Raw genomic sequence first — 18,721 nt, 5'->3', positions numbered from 1 at the left:
TCGTCGACGCCGAGATCGTCGACGAGGACAAGGAAACCAAGAAGGACGGCAGCGCCTGAAGCGCCTAGGACGCGGAACCCAAGGAGGCACAGCCAATGGCGCTGCCCGATAACGACAACGAGGGCCGTCACGAAGGGCCGGTGATCCGCGACAAGCGGCGCATCGACCCCGAGACCGGCGAACTCCGCACCCCAGCGGAGGCCGCCGCCGCTCCCGCACCCGAGGAGCCCGAGGCCGCACCCGCGGCCGGGGAGCCCGGCTCCGGAGCGGGCACCGCCGATGCGGCGGAGCTCGCCGAGGCGCGCGAGCGGGTCGGCGAGCTCACCAACGACCTCAAGCGGGTCCAGGCGGAGTACGCCAACTACCGCAAGCGGGTCGACCGCGACCGGCTCGTCGTCCGCGAGCAGGCGCTCTCCCAGGTCCTGGGCGAGCTCCTGCCGATCCTCGACGACGTCGGCCGGGCGCGCGAGCACGGCGAGCTGAGCGGCGGCTTCAAGTCGGTCGGCGAGTCCCTGGAGTCGCTGGCCACCAAGCTGGGGCTGAAGAAGTACGCGGAGAAGGGCGACGAGTTCGACCCGAACGTGCACGAGGCCCTGACCCTGGTGGAGTCCCCCGATGTCACCGTCCCCACGGTGATCGAGGTCTTCCAGCCCGGGTACCTCATCGGTGAGCGGGTGCTGCGGCCGGCCCGCGTCGTCGTGGCCGAGGGGTCCGGCGACACCGCCGAAACCGGCGGCGGGGCCCCCGCGGAGCCCGAGCCCGGTGACGACGCCGGGAACGGCGACGACACCTAGCAAAGGCCCGCCCCGGGCGCCGCAGGGCGCCCGGGGCGGGCGAGGGCCTGCGGGGCCGCGCACGCGGCCCTGTTGCTGTTGAAGTCCGAGCGCTGAGCGGGAGAAGGCACACGTCGATGAGCACCAAGGACTACCTGGAGAAGGACTACTACAAGGTCCTCGGAGTCTCAAAGACGGCCACCAAGGACGAGATCAAGCAGGCGTACCGCAAGCTCGCCCGCGCGCACCACCCCGACGCCAACGCCGCCGACCCCAAGGCCGAGGACCGGTTCAAGGAGATCTCCGAGGCCTACAACGTCCTGTCCGACGAGAAGCGGCGCAAGGAGTACGACGACGCCCGTTCGCTGTTCGGCGGGTCCTACCGGCCCAACGGCGGCACCGGCCCCGGCGGGTTCGACCTCGGCGACCTCTTCGGAGGGGCCGGCGGCGCCGGCAGTGGCGGCGGTGGCGGCGAACGCCTCAGCGACCTGTTCGGCGGGCTCTTCGGCGGGCGGGGGCGCACCTCCACCCAGTCGCGGCGCGGGGCCGACGTCGAGACCGAGACCCGGCTGACCTTCGACGAAGCGGCCGGCGGCGTCACCCGCTCCTTCCAGCTGACCAGCGAAGCCGCCTGCCCCACCTGCAAGGGCACCGGGGCGCGGGCCGGGACCGCGCCGCGCATGTGCCCGAAGTGCGCCGGTACCGGGCACGAGAACAAGAACCTGGGCGGCTTCTCCCTGTCCGAACCGTGCAGCGAGTGCAAGGGGCGCGGGCTCGTCGTCGACGACCCCTGCCCCACCTGTAGCGGTAGCGGCCGGGGCAAGAGCACCCGTACGATTTCGGCCCGCATCCCCGCCGGCGTCTCCGACGGCCAGCGCATCCGGCTCAAGGGCAAGGGCGCACCGGGCGAGAACGGCGGGCCGGCCGGCGACCTCTATGTGGTGGTACACGTGCAGCCGCACCCCGTGTTCGGAAAGACCGGCGACAACCTGACCATCACCGTTCCGGTGAGCTTCCCCGAGGCCGCCCTCGGCGCCGATGTGCGCGTGCCGACCCTCGGCGGACTCCCCGTCACGGTCAAGATCCCCCCGGGTACCCCCAGCGGGCGCACGTTCCGCGTCCGCGGCAAGGGCTCCACCCGCCGTGACGGCACGACGGGGGACATGCTCGTCACGGTCGAGGTGGCCGTGCCGCAGGAGCTGAGCGGCGAGGCCCGCGAAGCCCTGGAGAAGTTCCGCGCCGCAACCGCCGACCAGGACCCGCGCAGAGGTCTCGAGGCACGGGCGAAGGGGATGTGAGGGCCATGAACGAACCGTCGTTCGGCGAGGACGTACCCGTTTACGTGATCTCGGTCGCCGCCGAGCTGTCCGGGCTGCACCCGCAGACGCTGCGCCAGTACGACCGGCTGGGCCTGGTCTCGCCGGGACGCGCCTCAGGCCGGGGGCGCCGCTACTCCATGCGCGACATCCACATGCTGCGCGTGGTGCAGCGGCTGTCGCAGCAGGAGGGCATCAACCTCGCCGGGATCAAGCGGATCCTGGAGTTGCAGCGCGAGGTCGCCGAGCTGCGCGACCACATCTTCCACCTGCACAACGAACTCGAGGCGGCGCGCAGCGCCGTGGCGCGGCGCGCGTCGTCGGCGTCCCAGGGCGGGGAGCTGATCCCGGTCCGGCGCACCCGCGTGACGATCTTCAACACCCCGCCACCGCCCGACCAGGAGCGGTGAACGGGGAACGGGGAACGGCCGCCTTACCGGCGGACCGCACGGGCCATAGGGAACGGCTACGCATGAATTACAAACTCACCACCAAAAGCCAGGAGGCGGTCTCCGGAGCGGTCCGGCGGGCGACCACGGACGGCGGCCCGCAGGTCGAGCCGGTGCACCTGCTCTCCGCACTGCTCGGCCAGGGCGAGGGCATCATCCGGCCGCTGCTCAAGGAGGTCGGCGCCGCCCCTGACGATCTGGCGGCCAAGGTCGAGCAGGCCGTGGCCGGCCTGCCCAAGGCGGCGGGCAGCACGGTGAGCGCGCCGCAGAGCTCCCGGCAGCTCATCGTCTCGCTGAACACCGCCGCCCAGCGCGCCCAGCAGATGGAGGACGAGTTCGTCTCCACCGAGCACCTGCTCGTGGGCCTGGCGGCCGACGGCGGCGAGGCGAGCCGGCTGCTCCGCGACGCCGGCGCCACGCCCGAGGCGCTGCTCGAGGCGTTCGAGCGCGTGCGCGGCCCGGGCAAGGTCACCTCCGCCAACCCTGAGGAGACCTACCGAGCGCTGGAGAAGTACGGCGTGGACCTCACCGGCCAGGCGCGCGCGGGCGCGCTCGATCCGGTGATCGGCCGCGACTCCGAGATCCGCCGGGTCGTGCAGGTGCTGTCGCGGCGCACCAAGAACAACCCGGTGCTGATCGGCGAGCCGGGGGTCGGCAAGACCGCGGTCGTCGAGGGGCTGGCGCAGCGCATCGTGGCGGGCGACGTCCCCGAATCCCTGCGCGACAAGCGGCTGATCTCGCTGGACCTGTCGGCGATGGTGGCCGGGGCGAAGTACCGGGGCGAGTTCGAGGAGCGCCTGAAGGCCGTGCTCAACGAGATCAAGGAGAGCGACGGCCAGATCATCACCTTCATCGACGAGCTGCACACGATGGTGGGCGCGGGCGCCGCCGAGGGCGCCATGGACGCCGGCAACATGCTCAAGCCGATGCTGGCCCGCGGCGAGCTGCGCATGGTCGGCGCCACCACGCTCGACGAGTACCGGCAGCGCATCGAGAAGGACCCCGCGCTGGAGCGCCGCTTCCAGCAGATCCTCGTGGGCGAGCCGTCGGCCGCCGACACCATCGCGATCCTGCGCGGGCTGAAGGGCCGCTACGAGGCGCACCACAAGGTGCAGATCGCCGACTCCGCCCTCGTGGCCGCGGCGACCCTCTCCGACCGCTACATCACCGCGCGGTTCCTGCCCGACAAGGCCATCGACCTCATCGACGAGGCCGCGTCCCGGCTGCGCATGGAGATCGACTCCCGGCCGGTGGAGATCGACGCGCTCCAGCGCACCGTCGACCGGCTGAAGATGGAGGAGATGGCGCTCGCCAAGGAGTCCGACACCGCCTCCGTGCAGCGCCTGGAGCGGCTGCGCGCCGACCTCGCCGACCACCAGGAGGAGCTGAACGGCCTGGTGGCCCGCTGGGAGCAGGAGAAGGCCGGGCTGAACCGGGTCGGCGAGCTGAAGGAGCGCCTCGACGACCTGCGCACCCAGGCCGACCGCGCCCAGCGCGACGGCGACTTCACCGAGGCGTCCCGGCTGATGTACGGGGAGATCCCGGAGCTGGAGAAGTACCTGGAGGAGGCGTCGTCCGCCGAGGAGGAGACCGGCGGCGAAGAGCCCACCATGGTCAAGGACGAGGTGGGCGCCGACGACGTCGCCGATGTCGTGTCGTCGTGGACCGGCATCCCCGTCGGGCGGCTGCTCGAGGGCGAGACCGCCAAGCTGCTGCGCATGGAGGACGAGCTCGGCAAGCGGCTGATCGGGCAGCGTCCCGCGGTGACGGCGGTCGCCGACGCGGTGCGCCGCGCACGCGCGGGCATCTCCGACCCGGACCGCCCCACGGGGTCGTTCCTGTTCCTGGGCCCCACGGGTGTGGGCAAGACGGAGCTGGCCAAGGCGCTGGCGGAGTTCCTGTTCGACGACGAGCGGGCGATCGTGCGCGTCGACATGAGCGAGTACTCCGAGAAGCACTCGGTGTCGCGGCTGGTGGGCGCCCCTCCGGGCTACGTCGGCTACGAGGAGGGCGGCCAGCTCACCGAGGCGGTGCGCCGCCGCCCCTACACGGTGGTCCTGCTCGACGAGGTCGAGAAGGCGCACATCGAGGTGTTCGACACCCTGCTCCAGGTGCTCGACGACGGCCGCCTCACCGACGGCCAGGGCCGGATCGTGGACTTCCGCAATACGCTGCTGATCCTCACCTCCAACCTGGGGTCGCAGTTCCTGGTGGACCCGGTGCTCGACGATTCCGCGCGCAGCGAGAAGGTCATGCAGGTCGTGCGGAACACGTTCAAGCCGGAGTTCCTGAACCGGCTCGACGACGTGATCACGTTCGACGCGCTGTCGACCGACGACCTCACGCGCATCGTCGACCTCCAGGTCGAGCGGCTGGCCCGGCGGCTGGCCGACCGCCGGCTGACCCTGGACGTCGCCCCGGCCGCCCGCGAATGGCTGGCCCTGACCGGCTACGACCCGGTCTACGGGGCCCGCCCGCTGCGCCGCCTGGTCCAGGCCGCCATCGGCGACCCGCTGGCCAAGGCGCTGCTGTCGGGTGACCTCCAGGAGGGCGACACCGTGGCCGTCGACCTCGACGAGTCCAAGGACGCCCTCACCGTCCACCCCGCCCGGCCGGTGGCCGCGGCGTCCTGACACCCGAGCCCGCCCCGGCGGCTGCCCGCGCCTTGAGCGTCCCGGCCGCCGGCCGGGCGACGGCAGGCCCGTGGGTGCGCCGGGCGGCGCCCCCGTCCGGCGCGCCCCATCCGCCCGGGAACGGCTTCCGGATGGCCGGAACGGGCGATTCCGCTGGTGAGCGGGTGTGGCGGTCGTTACCCTGGTCGGCATGACTGCGCTGCCCGAGTGGATGTACCCGCCGCGCGTCGAAGGGTGGTATGCGAAAGACCTCGACCACCTTCCGGATGCGCCCAAGCACACCGAGCTGATCGACGGGGCCCTCATCTTCGCGCTGTCTCCGAGACCGGCCTGGCACGCCCGCGTCGTTACCGCACTGAACCGCGCTTTGGCCGCTCACGCTCCCAAGGGCGTGGAGATCGAGTGGAACATGACGGTGCGCCTCGACCGGCGCAACCGGGCCGAGCCCGACCTGCTGGCCACCACCGCCCCGTTCCTCCCGCAGCGCACCTGGTTCGAACCCGACGACGTCGCCCTCACGATCGAGGTCGTCTCGCCCGAGTCCGCGGAGCGTGACCGGAAGGTCAAATTCCGAAAGTACGCGGAGGCCGGGATCCCGCACTACTGGGTCGTCGAGCGAGAGCACGACCGGCCCGTCGTGCACGTCTACGAGCTCGACGGCCCGACCGGTACGTACGCGCCGGCGGGGATCTTCCGCGGGACGCTCGACCGCCCGGTTCCCTTCCCGGTCACCCTCGGCCTCGACTCGCTCGTCCCGGCACCGCGCCGGGCCGGCGTCTGAGGCGCGCAACGTCGCACGATCCTTCTCGCCCCGGCCTCATGGGCGGGCCCTGACCTCCTGGCGGACACCGATACCCCGGGACGGGATACCCACGGGGGTCGGGCGGTGCGAGGATGGGCCGGATGTCGGGTGTGTCGGCTTTCCGGTCCGCGCGGGCCGCGGTGTTCACCGCGGTGTGTGTCGGCGTGTCCGCTGCCGGGCACACTCTGACATCGGGGCACGAGGTTCCAGTGACCGGTCTGGCGGCCGGCTACGCACTCATCTACGCGATCACCTGGGCGGCCGCGGGCGCGGAACGCGGCCTGGGCGCCGTCTGCGGCTGGATGGTGTGGGGGCAGCTCATGCTGCACCTGCTGTTCGGCCTCGCGCACTCGGCGGAGCAGGGCAGCGCCCCGCTCTCCGGCGGCCTCCACGCCGCCGCGCACCCCGCGCTCACCGTCCTCCCGGCCGACGGCGGTTCCGCCGGCCCCTGGATGACGGTCGCGCACCTGGTGACCGCGCTGCTGTGCGCCTGGTGGGTGCACCGGGGCGAGGGCGCCGCCTTCGCCTTGGCCCGCTACCTGCGGACCCTGCTGTCCGGGGTGCTCCTGCTCCGGCCGCGCCGCCCCCTGCCCGCCATCCCGAGCGGGCACTCCCCCGTCCCGGACCCCGGTGTCCGGCCCGCGGGCACGCTCGTGCTGCGCCACAGCGTGGTGCGCCGCGGGCCGCCCGCGTCCTTGCTGATCTGACATCCACCGGCCGTGGGCGCCGCAGGCGCCGTGGCCCGGTGCCGCGTGCCCGCGAACGGGGCGCGGCCCCTCCCCCATGTCCCTCGCCCGGTGCGCGAGCGCACCGCCGAGCAGCCGAGGAAGCCATCCATGACGCCCGATGAACACACCGCGCGCCTCCCCCAACCCCCCACCGGCGGAGCAGCGGACCCCTCCGCCTCTCCCCCTGCACCACCTGATGGAGCCGCGGACCTCTCCGCCTCTTCCTCCGACTCCCCCACCGCACAGCGGCGCTCTGCCTGGTCGCTGCTGCGGCCCGGCCTGCTGCGGCTGCACTTCTACGCCGGAATCCTCGTCGCGCCGTTCATCCTGGTCGCGGCCGTGACCGGGCTGCTCTACGTCTACACCCCACAGCTGGAACAGGCGCTCTACGCCGACGTGCTGCGCGTCCCGGTCGGCGACGGCCAGGTCGCCCTCGGCGAGCAGGTGGCGGCCGCGACGGAGGCCCACCCCGAGGGGACACTGAGCGCTGTGCGGCCGGCCGCCGGGCCCGGCGAGAGCACGCGCGTCCTGCTCGACGTCCCCGGCCTGGCCGAGAGCCACCGCCTCGGCGTCTTCGTCGACCCCTACACCGGCGAGGTCCTCGGTGCGCTGGACAGCTATGGCAGCAGCGCCGCCCTACCCGTCCGCTCCTGGATCTCCGAGCTCCACCGCAACCTGCACCTCGGCGAGGCCGGCCGGGTCTACAGCGAGCTGGCGGCGAGCTGGATGTGGGTGGTCGCGCTCGGTGGCGCGGCGCTGTGGATCTCACGTACGCGCGCCAAGCGGGGCGCCCGGACGCTCCTGACCCCGGAACCCGGGGCCACCGGACGGCGCCGGACCATGTCGTGGCACGGGTCGGTGGGGCTATGGATCGTGGTCGTGGTGGTGGCGATCTCGGCGACCGGGCTGAGCTGGTCGCGGTTCGCGGGCGCCAACATCGAGGCGCTCCGCGCCCAGCTGAACTGGCACACGCCCGCGGTCTCGGCCTACCCCCTCGCCTCCTACGGCGACGGCACCGACGACACCGGGGGATCCGGCGACTCCGGGCACTCCGGACACGGCGACAGCGCACGGGCGCCCGCCGCCGACGGCCCCGATCACGACGAAGGGGGTGGCCACGGGGAAGAGGGCGGAGCCGGGGAAGCCTCAGACGGGGAAGGCGCCGGGGAGACCGAGAGCGGGCACGGCGGCGGCCACGGCGAAGAGGACGACCTCATCGTCGACGGAGTCGACGTCGGCGTGGACCGGGTCCTGGCCGTCGCCCGCGACGCGGGGCTGGAAGGCGGCGTGGAGATCGTCTACCCGCCCGTGGAGGGGGCGTCCCACACGGTGCAGGAGACCGGAGCACGGTGGCCGACCCAGCACGACGCCGTGGCCGTCCACGCGCCCAGCGGGGTCGTCACCGACGAGGTGCGCTTCGCCGACTACCCCTTCATGGCGAAGATGACGCGGTGGGGGATCGACGCCCACATGGGGCTGCTGTTCGGCCTGCCCAACCAGCTCTTCCTCACAGCGGTCGCGATCGGCCTGATCACCGTCATCGTCCTGGGCTACCGCATGTGGTGGCAGCGCCGCCCGTCCGCAGCGACCGGCTTCGCAATGGGCCGCCCGTTCCCCCGCGGCGCCTGGTCCGCCCTGCCGTGGCGGATCCGGCTGCCGGTCATCGCGGTCGCGGTCGCGATCGGCTACTTCTTCCCGCTCTTCGGGGCGTCACTGCTGATGTTCCTGATCCTCGACCTGATCCTCACCGCCCGCCACCTGCGCAGAGAAGCCGACGCGGACGCGCCTCACCCCGATCGCGCCTCCTAACGCCCATCTGGGGTCCCCTACTCGAACAGAACGGCCGTCGGCGCAAGCACGCCGACGGCCTTCGAGTTCACGCCTGACAGCCGTCAGACGAAGAGCTCATCGGCTGACTGCACGGTCGCAGCCTTCCTCATCCACGAATTGAGCTGACCCAGCTTGTCGCAATCGTAGATGCGATCTTTGGCTTCCAAGGGAACCTGTACCCCCCTGGCCTTCAAGAACAGGAGGAGATCCTCTTGCTTGATCGCTTTGGTGATGCTGACCCTCATCAGGAGGCCCGCGGCCATGTGCGCTTCCGCGAACTGCTGAGCGGTCTGCTGCCACAGGTCGTGAGTGGCGGTCTCGCTCTGGTCAGACGAAGAGGTCATCGGCCGTCTCCACGAGTGCGCTCCGACCGACCCACACATCGAGCAGCTCAGGGTCGGAGCAGGAGGTGATGCGATCCTTCGCCTCGTCCGAGACGGGGATCCCCCGTGCGGCCAAGACGGTGAGGATGGCCCGTGCCTCACCTTCGGCCTTGCCCTCGGCCTTGCCCTCGGCCTTGCCCTCGGCCAGGTACCGGCGAGCGAAGTCGCTCTTCCACTCGTAGGTCTTGGTCGCCATGAGGTTCCTCCAGTGCAGGCGAGCGCGCGTCGGCATGTTGCCGACCACGTAATCATGGTAGAGCCGCCCCTTTTCGGGGTCGAGCGTTTCCAGGGCCTCCGCGAACGCATCGAGGACGGCCGGGTGGGTGTCGCAGTGGATGAGGGCCGAGAGCACCGAGATCTCCGAGTGTGCCCGGGCCTCGTCGGAGTCGGTGACCACCGGGACCTGGTCGGGCCCCAGGACGATCGGCGTGAGGACCATGCCAGGGTGGCCGATCTCGATCGGCTCGGCGCACCACTTGGCGGTCGAGGCGTCGGGGCACACGACCATCAGGACGGTGGGGCAGCCGAGCCGGGACCGCATCGTTGTGATGTAGACGGGCCAGCTCAGCCGTTTGGTGTTGGTCCGCTTGCGCTGGACCTCGATGATGATCGCCATCTCGCGGTCCGTGTTGCGGACGCTGACGGCCATGTCGGCCCGGTACTCGGTTGGTCGGACGTCGGTCAGGTCGACGTTCTCGACTTCGGTCTTGGTGTGGTCGGGGACCTCGACCCCGAGGATGCCGGAAAGCATCTCCGGGGCCAGCTCCGGTTCTTGGCGGAAGAGGTCGATGAGGACCTCATGCTCGTATGAGGGCATGCGGCGCACGCTACCGAGGGTCACTGACAAAATATCGAGAGTGACGTAATGTGCGTTTTGGCCACCCAATGAGACGTTCGTGGTTGATTCGCGCCCCGTGTCGCTGGCGCCCTGCTCTACTGGGTAGTAACATCGAATTTGTTACCAGTCAGTAGATCGCGTGTGCCCGCGGGCACAGCGGACAGGAGACGGCGGGGCGCGCCATGACGCACTACAAGAGCAACCTCCGTGACCTCGAATTCAACCTGTTTGAGGTGTTCAGGCGCCAGGACGTGCTGGGTGAGGGCCCGTTCGAGGAGCTGGACGAGGACACGGCCCGCACGATTCTCGACGAGGTCGACCGGCTCGCCACCGGGGTCGTGGCCGAGTCCTTCGAGGACGCCGACCGCAACCCCCCGGTCTACGACCCGGCGACCCGCACCGTCGCCATCCCCGAGAGCCTGAAGAAGTCCTACCGCGCCTTCATGGACGCCGGCTGGTTCAACCTGGACCTCCCCCCGGAGCTGGGCGGCCTGGGTGCGCCGCGGTCGCTGTACTGGGCGGCGTCCGAGCTGATCCTCGGCGCCAACCCCGCCGTGCACATCTACGCGGCCGGCCCCGGCTTCGCCAACGTCCTCTACCTGGAGGGCAACGACGCCCAGAAGCGGTTCGCCCAGCAGGCCATCGACAACGACTGGGGCGCCACCATGGTGCTCACCGAGCCCGACGCGGGCTCCGACGTCGGCGCGGGCCGCACCAAGGCGATCGACCAGGGCGACGGCACCTGGCACATCGAGGGCGTCAAGCGGTTCATCACCTCCGGCGAGCAGGACATCACCGAGAACATCTTCCACCTGGTGCTCGCCCGCCCCGAGGGGGCCAAGCCCGGCACCAAGGGCCTCTCGCTGTTCCTGGTGCCGAAGTTCCTGGTGGACGAGGACGGAACCGTGGGCGAGCGCAACGGCGTCTACGCCACCAATGTCGAGCACAAGATGGGCCTCAAGGCGTCGACCACCTGCGAGCTGACGTTCGGCGCCGAGCACCCCGCCATCGGCTACCTGGTCGGCGACAAGCACGACGGCATCCGGCAGATGTTCCTGATCATCGAGAACGCCCGGATGATGGTCGGCACCAAGGCCATCGCCACGCTGTCCACCGGCTACCTGAACGCCCTGGAGTACGCCAAGGAGCGCAAGCAGGGCGCCGACCTCACGCAGATGGCCGACAAGACCGCGCCCCGCGTGGCCATCACGCGCCACCCCGATGTGCGCCGCAGCCTCATGACGCAGAAGGCCTACGCCGAGGCGCTGCGCGCCCTGGTCGTCTTCACCGCGAGCAAGCAGGACGAGGTGCAGATCGCCAAGCACAACGGCGAGGACCACTCGGCGGCCGACGCGCTCAACGACCTGCTGCTGCCGATCGTCAAGGGGGTGGGCTCGGAGCGCTCCTACGCGCTGCTCGCGGAGTCGCTCCAGACCCTCGGCGGGTCCGGGTACCTCCAGGACTACCCGATCGAGCAGTACATCCGCGACGCCAAGATCGACACCCTCTACGAGGGCACCACGGCGATCCAGGCGCAGGACTTCTTCTTCCGCAAGATCGTGCGCAACAACGGCCAGGCCTTCGGCGCGCTGATGGGCGAGATCAAGGGGTTCGCGTCGGGCGAGGACGGCAACGGGCGCCTGAAGGAGGAGCGCGCGGTGCTGGCCGACGCCGCCGCCGACGTCGAGAAGATCGTCGAGGTCATGGTCGGCCACGCGCTCGCCTCCACCGAGGAGCCGCAGGAGCTGTACAAGGTCGGGCTGAACGCGACCCGGCTGCTCATGGCGGTCGGCGACGTGGTCCTGGGCTGGCTGCTGCTGCGCCAGGCCGAGGTCGCCCTCGCCGCGATCGACGGGGCCGGGCCGGCCGACGCCGACTTCTACACCGGCAAGATCGCCGCGGCGCGGTTCTTCGCCGACCAGATCCTGCCGCGCGTCTCGGCCGAGCGCGCGATCGCCGAGAACGTCACGCTGGACCTGATGGACGTCCCCGAGTCGGCCTTCTGACCCGTCGCACCCCTGCCCCACCAGGGATGCGCTCCACGGGCCGGGGGCGCGGGCGCTGACCGACCGCCCTCGCCTCCGGCCCCCCGACATCGACGCCGACCGCCCCGGCGCGCACCGTGATGCCCGCCGCGCAACGGGGTAAGCCAAGGGGGAAGCGCGCACTCGCCACCCCCCAGCGGAGGCAGCAGATGGGAATCGGGCTCGGAATCTTCCTGATCGTCGTCGGGGCGGTGCTGCGGTACGGCATCACCGCCGATATCGCCGCGTTGGACCTCGGGGCCATCGGCGTGATCTTCATGCTCGCCGGTGCGGCCGTCATCGTGCTCACCCTGGTGGTCATGGTGACGCGGGGCCGGCGCGGCGAGGAGCGCCCGCGGAGCGACACAGACCTGCTGTGAGCGTCAGGGCCGCGGGTAGCGCCACAGCATCGCGACGGTGACCACCGCCGAGACCGCGGTGGTGGCGGCGAGCGGGATGAAGGCCGCCTGGAACCCGCCGCCCGCCTCCAGGATGATCCCGGCGCCGACCGTGGCCACCACCGTTGTGGTGAACCCGCTCATGTTCACCAGCCCCGACGCCACGCCGGTGCGGTGCGCCGGCAGGCCGTCGCGCGCGAAGTCGAAGGACAGCGCGGGCGCCATGACCTGCCCGGCCGCGCTCACCACCAGGACGGCGACGATCACGGGGGTGGGCGGCAGCCCGCCCGGCCAGGCCACGAGGGACACCCAGGCGACGCCGAACAGGGTCACCAGCACCATGGCGAAGGGCCGCCGGATCCCGGGCGCCCGGCCCACCAGCGCACCCAGCACCGGCGAGATCCACAGCACCCCCACCCCCAGCCCCGACAGCAGGAGCCCGGCCGTCGCGGGTGCGAGCCCCACGCCCTCGACCAGGAACGGGTACCCCCACAGGACGGCGAGCATGGTGTAGGGCGCCATGACGGCGGCGTGGCAGGCCATGCCGACCCGGGGCCCGCGCGCCTTCAGCGCCTCGACGATGCTCGCCCACGCCTTCACCGGCGGGTGGGGGTGGGTGTCCCCGCTGCCCTGCGGGCGGTCGCGGACGGCCAGCAGCACCAGCACCATCATCGCGACGCTGACCGCGGACGCACCGAGGAACGCCCACATCCAGCCCAGGCCGTGCAGGGCGGCGGACAGCGGGGCGACGCTGGAGAGCTGGCCGACGCCGCCGACCAGCGCGGTGAGCGAGCTGATGAGGGCATAGCGGGCGCGCGGGAACCACAGGGCGCCGATGCGGATGACGTTGAGGAAGGTCACCGCGTCGCCGAGACCGATGAGCACGCGCCCGGCGATCGCCACCCGGATATCGGGGGCGACCGCGAACATGGCGACGCCCGCTGCCATCGCGGCCAGCCCCATCAGCAGCGACGCACGCGGCCCGATGCGGTCGGCCATCAGCCCCGCGGGGACCTGGAGCACGACGTAGACCAGGAGCTGCACCATCGGCAGCAGCGACAGGACGGCGGGGCCCACGTCGAAGCGCTGCTGGGCCTCCAGCGCGGCGACGGCCAGCCCGTTGCGGTGGAACATGGCCAGGAAGTAGACGCCGACCGCGATCGCCCACACGAGCCAGGCGCGCGCGCCGCCCGGGGGTTCGGCCGCGGGAGCGGCGAGCACGGTGGTGGTGGGAGCGCTGGCGGCAGGAGAAGGGGAGGAAGGTGTCACCCCATCACCCGATGACCGGCCGCGCAGGTGCCCGCCCGTCGTCTCGGTGCTCATCGGCGGGCCCCCAGCAGGCGCGCCGCGGAGTCCATGTGCGCCCGGACGGCGCCGCGCGCCGCGTCGGGGTCGCCGGAGCGGACGGCGGCGAGGATCTCGGCGTGCTCGTCGATGTTGGCGCGCATGCGGGCCACCGTGCGGGTCCCCTCCTCCATCATCCGCAGCTGCCGGTCGCGCAGTGTGTCGTAGAGGGTCGCGAAGATCTCGTTGCCCGCTGCGGCCACGATCGCCCGGTGGAAGTCGCGGTCGGCGACGATGAAGGCGCGGCGGTCCCCCTCGGCCTCGACGCGCATCCGGTCGAGCAGTTCGCCGAGGCGGTCGGCGAGCGCCGCGCGCTCTTGGGGCTCCGCGGCGGCCGCGCGCTCGGCGGTGTAGCCCTCGACGAGCCGGCGGGTCTCGATGACGTCGTCGATCTCGGCCTGCGACACGGGCACGACCAGTGCGCCGCGCTTGGGGTAGAGCCGGACGAGCCCCTCGGCCTCCAGGCGCAGCAGCGCCTCGCGGACGGGCGTGCGCGAGACGCCCACTCCGTCGGCGATGGCGCCCTCGCTGACCAGCTCTCCGCCGGCGATGCGGCGGGTGAGGATGGCGTCCTTGGTGTACTGATAGGCCCGATCTGTGGCGGACGGCGTTGTATGCATGTTGTATCTATGCTAGCCCCGGCTCCTCCCCCTATGTCCGCCCGGGGGTGCCGCGGCCCGGCCCGAGGGGCGGCCCGGGCGGGCGCGCCGCCCTCACCGCCGGCACACCCGGCCCTCACCGTGGTCTCGCACACGTGCGGGAAAACCTGTGTCAAGGGCCGGGCAGATCCTCGCCAACGGGCAGGGAGCGACCCCGGACCGCTGTGGCCGCGTGTGACGATGACGCGGTCGGGGCGGCCTTCGGGACCGTGCCGCCCGGCCGCACCGCCGGGGCGAGCAAGGGAAAGAGGGAATGGCCGTGCAGGCGCCGAACACGCCGGCCGCCGCCCGTGCACCACGGGCCTGGCCGAGGATCTTCCTGGCCGGGTTCGCGCTGTGGATCGCGACCGTGCTGGTCACCTTCCTCACCGCCAACACCGCACTGCTCCCCACGATCGTGCTCCTCGGGAGCTTCCTGGTGCCGGTGACCTTCGTCGCCTGGGCCCACGAGCACGACACCGGCGAGCACGTCACCGTCGAGCTGCTGTTCTCCGCCTTCATCATCGGCGGCGTCCTCGGGGTCCTCGGCGCGTCGCTGCTGGAGACCTACCTGCTGGCGTCGCCCTCCCCGCTCCAGTACATCGGGGTGGGGGTCATCGAGGAGACGGTGAAGCTGCTCGCCCTCCTCTTCGTCGCGCGCGACATGGCCCGCCGCACACCGCGCGACGGCCTGGTGCTGGGCGCCGCGGTCGGGTTCGGGTTCGCGGCGTTCGAGAGCGCGGGCTACGCGCTCAACGCCCTCGTGACGAGCCAGGGGTTCGACCTGCTGTCGCTGGTGGAGACCGAGGTGCTGCGGGGCCTGCTCACACCCGTGGGGCACGGGCTGTGGACGGCCATCGTCGGCGGGGTCCTGTTCGCCGCCTCTCCCGGGCGGCGGTGGCACTTCACCGGCGGCGTCCTGGCGGCGCTGGTGGGCGTGGCCCTGCTGCACGCCCTGTGGGATTCGGTGCACGGGCTGGCGGTCCTCGTGACGCTCGTCTTCACCGGGTCGCCCTGGCAGGAGTACCTGCTGCACGCAGGGCGGATCCCCGACCCCGCACCGGGGCAGGCCGCTCTCATCCTCACCCTCGATGTCCTGGGGCTCCTGGCGGTCTCAGCTGTGGGGCTGGCGTGGCTGTGGACGCTGGTGTCGCGGGCCCGCCCGACGGGCCCGGAGGGGGCCGGCGGCGCGCCCCCGGACGGGCCGCAGGGGACGGACGGCACGCAGGACCCTGCGGGCCCTCTCCCGCCGCGCCCGGACGGCGGCACCTCGGGCACGTTCTAGAACCCGCCGGACCCGCCCCTATGGGGCGGATCCGGCGCGCCGCGGCGAGTCCGCGCACACGTGCACCCGCGCGCCCGAACGACCCGCTTCCGCCGGACACACGACGACCGTTTCGCTACGCTGTGTGACCACTGCGATGGCGGCCCCCGGCGCCGGGGTGCGCCGGCCGCGGAGCGCGGGCTCCCGCGGCCCGGAGGCCACGCGACGCGACCGCCCACCGGCGCGGAACGCGCCGTGGCCGTGGGCGACGACCCCGTCGCGGAGCGCTCCAGCCCTCGTGTGCGACCCGGCACCACTTCGGGGATATCACCGGATAACCCGACACGTCGGACACTTGGGTCATACCTTCGAATCAACGGCTCTGACCTGCGAAAACATTGAATCGACCCCCAGGATCGGAACCCATTTCCTGTGACATGGACCACAATTCTCGGGGTCGACCCCTAGGGGCCTCTTCCTGCTACTATCCGGAGCGCGAAGAATAACCGGGAGGTAACGACAAGCTCAGTTGCCCCCGGATTCGTGGAGATCACAGGTCGTGCACCTATGGTTTGGCCGCGTGCGAGTGGCCGCATCGATGGAGCGGCACCCCCGACCGCGGTACCCGATCACTTCAGGAGACGTCGCTTTGAGTCACTGGCGTTTGAACAATCCCAGGGCCGACCGCGTGAAGTCGGCACTGGCGAACAGGGTCAAGCACAGACCACGGCACGCCTTCTGCGCCGAACGCGCCATCACGGCGCTCTGGTACGAGCTGGTGGCCGTCGCCGCCCGGCCGATGTACCGCGCGGGCACCAGTGAACTCGCCGTCATCTCGGTCATGCGCGGGATCAACGTCTGGTGCCGCGACGGCAAGTTCGTCTGGAACGACACGCTCGGGGCCACCATCACCCACCCCGCGAGCGACCCCGCCGGCGCCGCCGCACTGCTCAACCCCTACCCGCGCCGCCGCACCTTCCAGCGCGGCCGCCACCACGCGCTCTCCGCAGCCTGATCCACCCGCCCTCCGGGCAGCCCCCGGCCGTGCGTCCTCCGGCGCCCGGCGGCTTTCGCATGCGCCCGATCCGCCGAGGTCACTCCGGCGCGCGGCCTGCGCACGCGGCCCGGTCGCGGATGATCTCTTCGACGCCGTCGAGCAGGCGTTGCAGCCCGAACTCGAAGACCTCCTCGGGCCCCGGCATCCCGCTCTCCGCGGTCGCCTCGACCAGGTGCGGGTAGGCCGAGAAGTCGACATGGCGCGCCATGAAGGCGTTGGCCAGCGAGGTCCAGGCCGTTTCGGACACCCCGGAGCGCCGTTCGGCCTCGGCGGTGTCGAGTGAGGTGCGCGCCAGCCCGCGCACGTAGCCGTCGACGACCTCCACCACCGTGGCCTTCTCGGGGCCCGTCAGACCCGTGCCGTCGAGCGCCCGGATCGCGGAGTCGAACCAGGCGAGCGTGTTGGGCCCCGGAACCGGGCGGTCGGAGACGATCCGCAGGAGCCACGGGTGCTCTCGGAACCCCGTCCAGTCCTCGCGGGCCCACGCCTCGAACCGCTCCCGCCAGCCGCCGGGCAGCGTGTGCGGCAGCGGCCCCGAGCCGACCATCGCGTCGATCATGAGCGCGTACAGCTCGGTCTTGCCCGGCACGTAGGTGTAGAGGGTCGCGGCGCCGACGCCCAGCCGGGACGCGACCCTGCGCATCGACAGCGCGGCCAGCCCTTCGGAGTCGGCGATCTCGATCGCGGCCTCGACGATCCGGTCGGGTGTGAGGCCCTGGCGGGGGCCGCGGCTGGGGCGTTCGCGCGTGCCCCACAGCAGTTCGAGGGCGGGGGTGGGGTCGGCGCTGGTGTTCTCGTCGGCGATCATCTTGCCTCATCCTAAAACTCCGTATAGCGTTCGGAGTATCTGCAATATCGAACGATGTTCGGAGTTTGTTCCCAGCGACCTGCACCCTCCCGGCCCCGCCGGACCGGCCCCGCTGCCCGCCACGCCACCGCACAGAGGAGTACGGCCCCCATGACCGACCATCCGCCCGGCCCGCCGCCACCGCGGCCACAGCGCGGCTCCGTGCGCCCCGCCGAGCGCGTGCTCGCCCCCGACCTCGCCCGTGGGCTGATGCTGCTGCTGATCGTGCTCTCCAATACCGGCTTCCACCTCTACGCCGCACAGCACGGCCCCACCGGCTGGCACCCGGTCGACGGGACGGCGCTCGACCGGGCCGTGCAGTTCGCCATGATCACCGCCCTGGACCTGCGCACCTACCCGCTGTTCGCGTTCCTGTTCGGCTACGGGATGATGCAGCTGTTCCGCCGCCAGACGGCGGCCGGCACCTCTGAGCGCGGCGCGGCCGCGCTGCTGCGTCGGCGCGGCATGTGGCTGATCGTGTTCGGCTTCGCGCACGCCGCCCTGCTGATGGCGGGGGACATCCTCGGCGCCTACGGAATCGCGAGCCTGGTCATCGGCACGCTGTTCCTCCGCCGCACCGACCGCACCCTGCTCATCGCCGCGGGCGGCGCGTTCGCCTTCCTGGTCCTGATCAGCGCCCTCGGCTCCTACGGCACCGTCCCGGGCGACCCGGACGGATCCGGCGTCATCCCCAGCACCGTCCACTACGCCTCCGGCGAGCCCGACGCACTCGCCGCCGTGGGCACCCGCCTGGCCACCTGGCTGTTCGTGGCGCTCGGCGGCGGCCTGCTCGGCTTCTCCTTCCACACCGTCATGCTGCTCGGCTTCTGGGCGGCCCGGAACCGCGTGCTGGAGGAGCCCGAACGGCACCTGAAGCTGCTGCGCGCGACCGCCGTGACCGGCGTCGCCGTGGGCTGGGCGGGCGGCCTGCCCCAGGCCCTCGCGCACGTGGGCGTCCTCGACGTCCCGGCGGCCATGGTCGTGGAGGAGGGCCCGTTCTACGCCCTCCAGACGGTGACCGGCGTGTTCGGCGGGCTCGGCTACGTCGCCGTGGTCGCCCTGGCCTGCCGCGCGATGCCGCCGCGCATCCGCAGCGGCACGGCCGTCACCGCGGTCGCCGCGGTCGGCAAGCGGTCGCTGTCCTGCTATCTCGCCCACTCGCTGGTGTTCGCGCCGGTGCTGGCGGCGTGGGGGCTGGGCCTGGGCGCGGCGATGGGCAGCGCCACCATGGCGCTGTTCGCCTCCGGCGTCTGGCTGCTCACCGTCGCCGGCGCCCTCCTGCTGGAGCGCAAGGGGCGGCGCGGTCCCGCCGAGGCCCTGCTGCGCCGCCTCGTCTACGGCCGCGCCGAGCGCCCACGAGAGCCCGCCCCGGCCCCCGCTGCATCACAGCCGTGACG

The 18,721-nt window shown here is 72.1% G+C and carries 18 protein-coding genes (1 of these 18 running past the window's edge); 13 read left to right on the top strand and 5 right to left on the bottom strand.

Annotation, left to right across the window (positions count from 1 at the left end):
* The 8 genes from dnaK to ACFOVU_RS20560 all read left to right on the top strand — a co-directional run.
* Positions 1-59, top strand: partial view of a molecular chaperone DnaK gene (gene dnaK / locus ACFOVU_RS20595; protein ID WP_378536110.1) — the end only. The gene continues 1,801 nt to the left of window position 1, outside the view; 59 of the gene's 1,860 nt are visible here — the last part of the coding sequence; its start codon lies beyond the left edge, outside the window; its stop codon occupies positions 57-59.
* Between the two features lie 36 nt (positions 60-95).
* Positions 96-794 carry a nucleotide exchange factor GrpE gene (grpE, locus tag ACFOVU_RS20590; protein ID WP_378536108.1) on the top strand — a complete coding sequence of 233 codons (699 nt, stop codon included), beginning with the start codon at positions 96-98 and terminating at the stop codon, positions 792-794.
* Positions 795-910: 116 nt separating this feature from the next.
* Positions 911-2,071 carry a molecular chaperone DnaJ gene (gene dnaJ / locus ACFOVU_RS20585; RefSeq protein ID WP_378536106.1) on the top strand — a complete coding sequence of 387 codons (1,161 nt, stop codon included), beginning with the start codon at positions 911-913 and terminating at the stop codon, positions 2,069-2,071.
* A 5-nt stretch (positions 2,072-2,076) separates the two neighbouring features.
* Positions 2,077-2,499 carry a heat shock protein transcriptional repressor HspR gene (locus ACFOVU_RS20580; protein ID WP_378536104.1) on the top strand — a complete coding sequence of 141 codons (423 nt, stop codon included), beginning with the start codon at positions 2,077-2,079 and terminating at the stop codon, positions 2,497-2,499.
* A 62-nt stretch (positions 2,500-2,561) separates the two neighbouring features.
* Positions 2,562-5,171, top strand: coding sequence for an ATP-dependent chaperone ClpB (gene clpB, locus ACFOVU_RS20575; RefSeq protein ID WP_378536102.1), 2,610 nt, complete (start codon positions 2,562-2,564; stop codon positions 5,169-5,171).
* 190 nt (positions 5,172-5,361) lie between these two features.
* Positions 5,362-5,952, top strand: a complete 591-nt coding sequence (locus ACFOVU_RS20570) for a Uma2 family endonuclease (protein WP_378536100.1) — start codon at positions 5,362-5,364, stop codon at positions 5,950-5,952.
* A gap of 230 nt (positions 5,953-6,182) precedes the next feature.
* Positions 6,183-6,680 carry a hypothetical protein gene (locus tag ACFOVU_RS20565; RefSeq protein WP_378536098.1) on the top strand — a complete coding sequence of 166 codons (498 nt, stop codon included), beginning with the start codon at positions 6,183-6,185 and terminating at the stop codon, positions 6,678-6,680.
* A 129-nt stretch (positions 6,681-6,809) separates the two neighbouring features.
* The gene (locus ACFOVU_RS20560) at positions 6,810-8,510 is read left to right on the top strand and encodes a PepSY-associated TM helix domain-containing protein (RefSeq protein WP_378536096.1); all 1,701 of its coding nucleotides are present in this window, start codon (positions 6,810-6,812) and stop codon (positions 8,508-8,510) included.
* Between the two features lie 83 nt (positions 8,511-8,593).
* Here the strand turns inward: ACFOVU_RS20560 and ACFOVU_RS20555 are convergent, their stop codons facing one another.
* Together ACFOVU_RS20555 and ACFOVU_RS20550 are read right to left on the bottom strand one after the other, a co-directional pair.
* Complete coding sequence (locus ACFOVU_RS20555; RefSeq protein WP_378536094.1) at positions 8,594-8,875, bottom strand: hypothetical protein; 282 nt, start codon at positions 8,873-8,875, stop codon at positions 8,594-8,596.
* A complete protein-coding gene (locus tag ACFOVU_RS20550) occupies positions 8,859-9,731 on the bottom strand; it encodes a hypothetical protein (protein ID WP_378536092.1) in 873 nt (290 codons plus the stop codon). The genes ACFOVU_RS20555 and ACFOVU_RS20550 overlap by 17 nt, the downstream gene beginning before the upstream one ends.
* Before the next feature lie 203 nt (positions 9,732-9,934).
* Between ACFOVU_RS20550 and ACFOVU_RS20545 the strand changes: the two genes are divergently transcribed.
* Positions 9,935-11,758 (top strand): acyl-CoA dehydrogenase, encoded by a 1,824-nt coding sequence (locus tag ACFOVU_RS20545; protein ID WP_378536090.1) that lies wholly within the window; start codon positions 9,935-9,937, stop codon positions 11,756-11,758.
* Between the two features lie 188 nt (positions 11,759-11,946).
* On the top strand, positions 11,947-12,156 hold the full coding sequence (locus ACFOVU_RS20540; protein WP_378536088.1) for a DUF6458 family protein: 210 nt from the start codon (positions 11,947-11,949) through the stop codon (positions 12,154-12,156).
* A gap of 3 nt (positions 12,157-12,159) precedes the next feature.
* On the opposite strand, the gene ACFOVU_RS20535 is transcribed toward ACFOVU_RS20540, so the two are convergent.
* Together ACFOVU_RS20535 and ACFOVU_RS20530 are read right to left on the bottom strand one after the other, a co-directional pair.
* The gene (locus ACFOVU_RS20535) at positions 12,160-13,497 is read right to left on the bottom strand and encodes an MFS transporter (RefSeq protein ID WP_378536086.1); all 1,338 of its coding nucleotides are present in this window, start codon (positions 13,495-13,497) and stop codon (positions 12,160-12,162) included.
* Positions 13,494-14,138, bottom strand: coding sequence for a GntR family transcriptional regulator (locus ACFOVU_RS20530; protein WP_378536084.1), 645 nt, complete (start codon positions 14,136-14,138; stop codon positions 13,494-13,496). Before ACFOVU_RS20530 ends, ACFOVU_RS20535 begins: the two co-directional genes overlap by 4 nt.
* A 292-nt stretch (positions 14,139-14,430) precedes the next feature.
* On the opposite strand from ACFOVU_RS20530, the gene ACFOVU_RS20525 reads away from it, so the two are divergent.
* Both ACFOVU_RS20525 and ACFOVU_RS20520 read left to right on the top strand, forming a co-directional pair.
* Positions 14,431-15,441, top strand: coding sequence for a PrsW family intramembrane metalloprotease (locus ACFOVU_RS20525; RefSeq protein WP_378536082.1), 1,011 nt, complete (start codon positions 14,431-14,433; stop codon positions 15,439-15,441).
* Positions 15,442-16,069: 628 nt separating this feature from the next.
* Complete coding sequence (locus ACFOVU_RS20520; RefSeq protein WP_378536080.1) at positions 16,070-16,435, top strand: hypothetical protein; 366 nt, start codon at positions 16,070-16,072, stop codon at positions 16,433-16,435.
* 79 nt (positions 16,436-16,514) lie between these two features.
* Here ACFOVU_RS20520 and ACFOVU_RS20515 read toward each other — a convergent pair whose 3' ends face one another.
* The gene (locus ACFOVU_RS20515) at positions 16,515-17,285 is read right to left on the bottom strand and encodes a TetR/AcrR family transcriptional regulator (RefSeq protein ID WP_378536078.1); all 771 of its coding nucleotides are present in this window, start codon (positions 17,283-17,285) and stop codon (positions 16,515-16,517) included.
* Between the two features lie 150 nt (positions 17,286-17,435).
* Here ACFOVU_RS20515 and ACFOVU_RS20510 point away from each other — a divergent pair, with 150 nt between their 5' ends.
* Entirely contained in the window at positions 17,436-18,719 is a 1,284-nt protein-coding gene (locus tag ACFOVU_RS20510) for a DUF418 domain-containing protein (protein WP_378536076.1), read from the top strand.
* The last annotated feature ends 2 nt before the right edge of the window (positions 18,720-18,721 follow it).

This window comes from Nocardiopsis sediminis (assembly GCF_042650565.1).
In the GTDB taxonomy this organism is placed as follows: domain Bacteria; phylum Actinomycetota; class Actinomycetes; order Streptosporangiales; family Streptosporangiaceae; genus Nocardiopsis_B; species Nocardiopsis_B sediminis.
This window is presented reverse-complemented; position numbering and strand designations above follow the sequence as displayed.

Coding starts and splice junctions, on each gene's coding strand:
- ACFOVU_RS20580 (WP_378536104.1), top strand. CDS start 2,077: ATGAACGAACCGTCGTTCGGCGAGGACGTACCCGTTTACGTGATCTCG.
- grpE (WP_378536108.1), top strand. CDS start 96: ATGGCGCTGCCCGATAACGACAACGAGGGCCGTCACGAAGGGCCGGTG.
- clpB (WP_378536102.1), top strand. CDS start 2,562: ATGAATTACAAACTCACCACCAAAAGCCAGGAGGCGGTCTCCGGAGCG.
- ACFOVU_RS20550 (WP_378536092.1), bottom strand. CDS start 9,731: ATGCCCTCATACGAGCATGAGGTCCTCATCGACCTCTTCCGCCAAGAA.
- ACFOVU_RS20545 (WP_378536090.1), top strand. CDS start 9,935: ATGACGCACTACAAGAGCAACCTCCGTGACCTCGAATTCAACCTGTTT.
- ACFOVU_RS20570 (WP_378536100.1), top strand. CDS start 5,362: ATGACTGCGCTGCCCGAGTGGATGTACCCGCCGCGCGTCGAAGGGTGG.
- ACFOVU_RS20515 (WP_378536078.1), bottom strand. CDS start 17,285: ATGATCGCCGACGAGAACACCAGCGCCGACCCCACCCCCGCCCTCGAA.
- ACFOVU_RS20555 (WP_378536094.1), bottom strand. CDS start 8,875: ATGACCTCTTCGTCTGACCAGAGCGAGACCGCCACTCACGACCTGTGG.
- ACFOVU_RS20540 (WP_378536088.1), top strand. CDS start 11,947: ATGGGAATCGGGCTCGGAATCTTCCTGATCGTCGTCGGGGCGGTGCTG.
- ACFOVU_RS20560 (WP_378536096.1), top strand. CDS start 6,810: ATGACGCCCGATGAACACACCGCGCGCCTCCCCCAACCCCCCACCGGC.
- ACFOVU_RS20530 (WP_378536084.1), bottom strand. CDS start 14,138: ATGCATACAACGCCGTCCGCCACAGATCGGGCCTATCAGTACACCAAG.
- ACFOVU_RS20510 (WP_378536076.1), top strand. CDS start 17,436: ATGACCGACCATCCGCCCGGCCCGCCGCCACCGCGGCCACAGCGCGGC.
- ACFOVU_RS20535 (WP_378536086.1), bottom strand. CDS start 13,497: ATGAGCACCGAGACGACGGGCGGGCACCTGCGCGGCCGGTCATCGGGT.
- dnaJ (WP_378536106.1), top strand. CDS start 911: ATGAGCACCAAGGACTACCTGGAGAAGGACTACTACAAGGTCCTCGGA.
- ACFOVU_RS20525 (WP_378536082.1), top strand. CDS start 14,431: ATGGCCGTGCAGGCGCCGAACACGCCGGCCGCCGCCCGTGCACCACGG.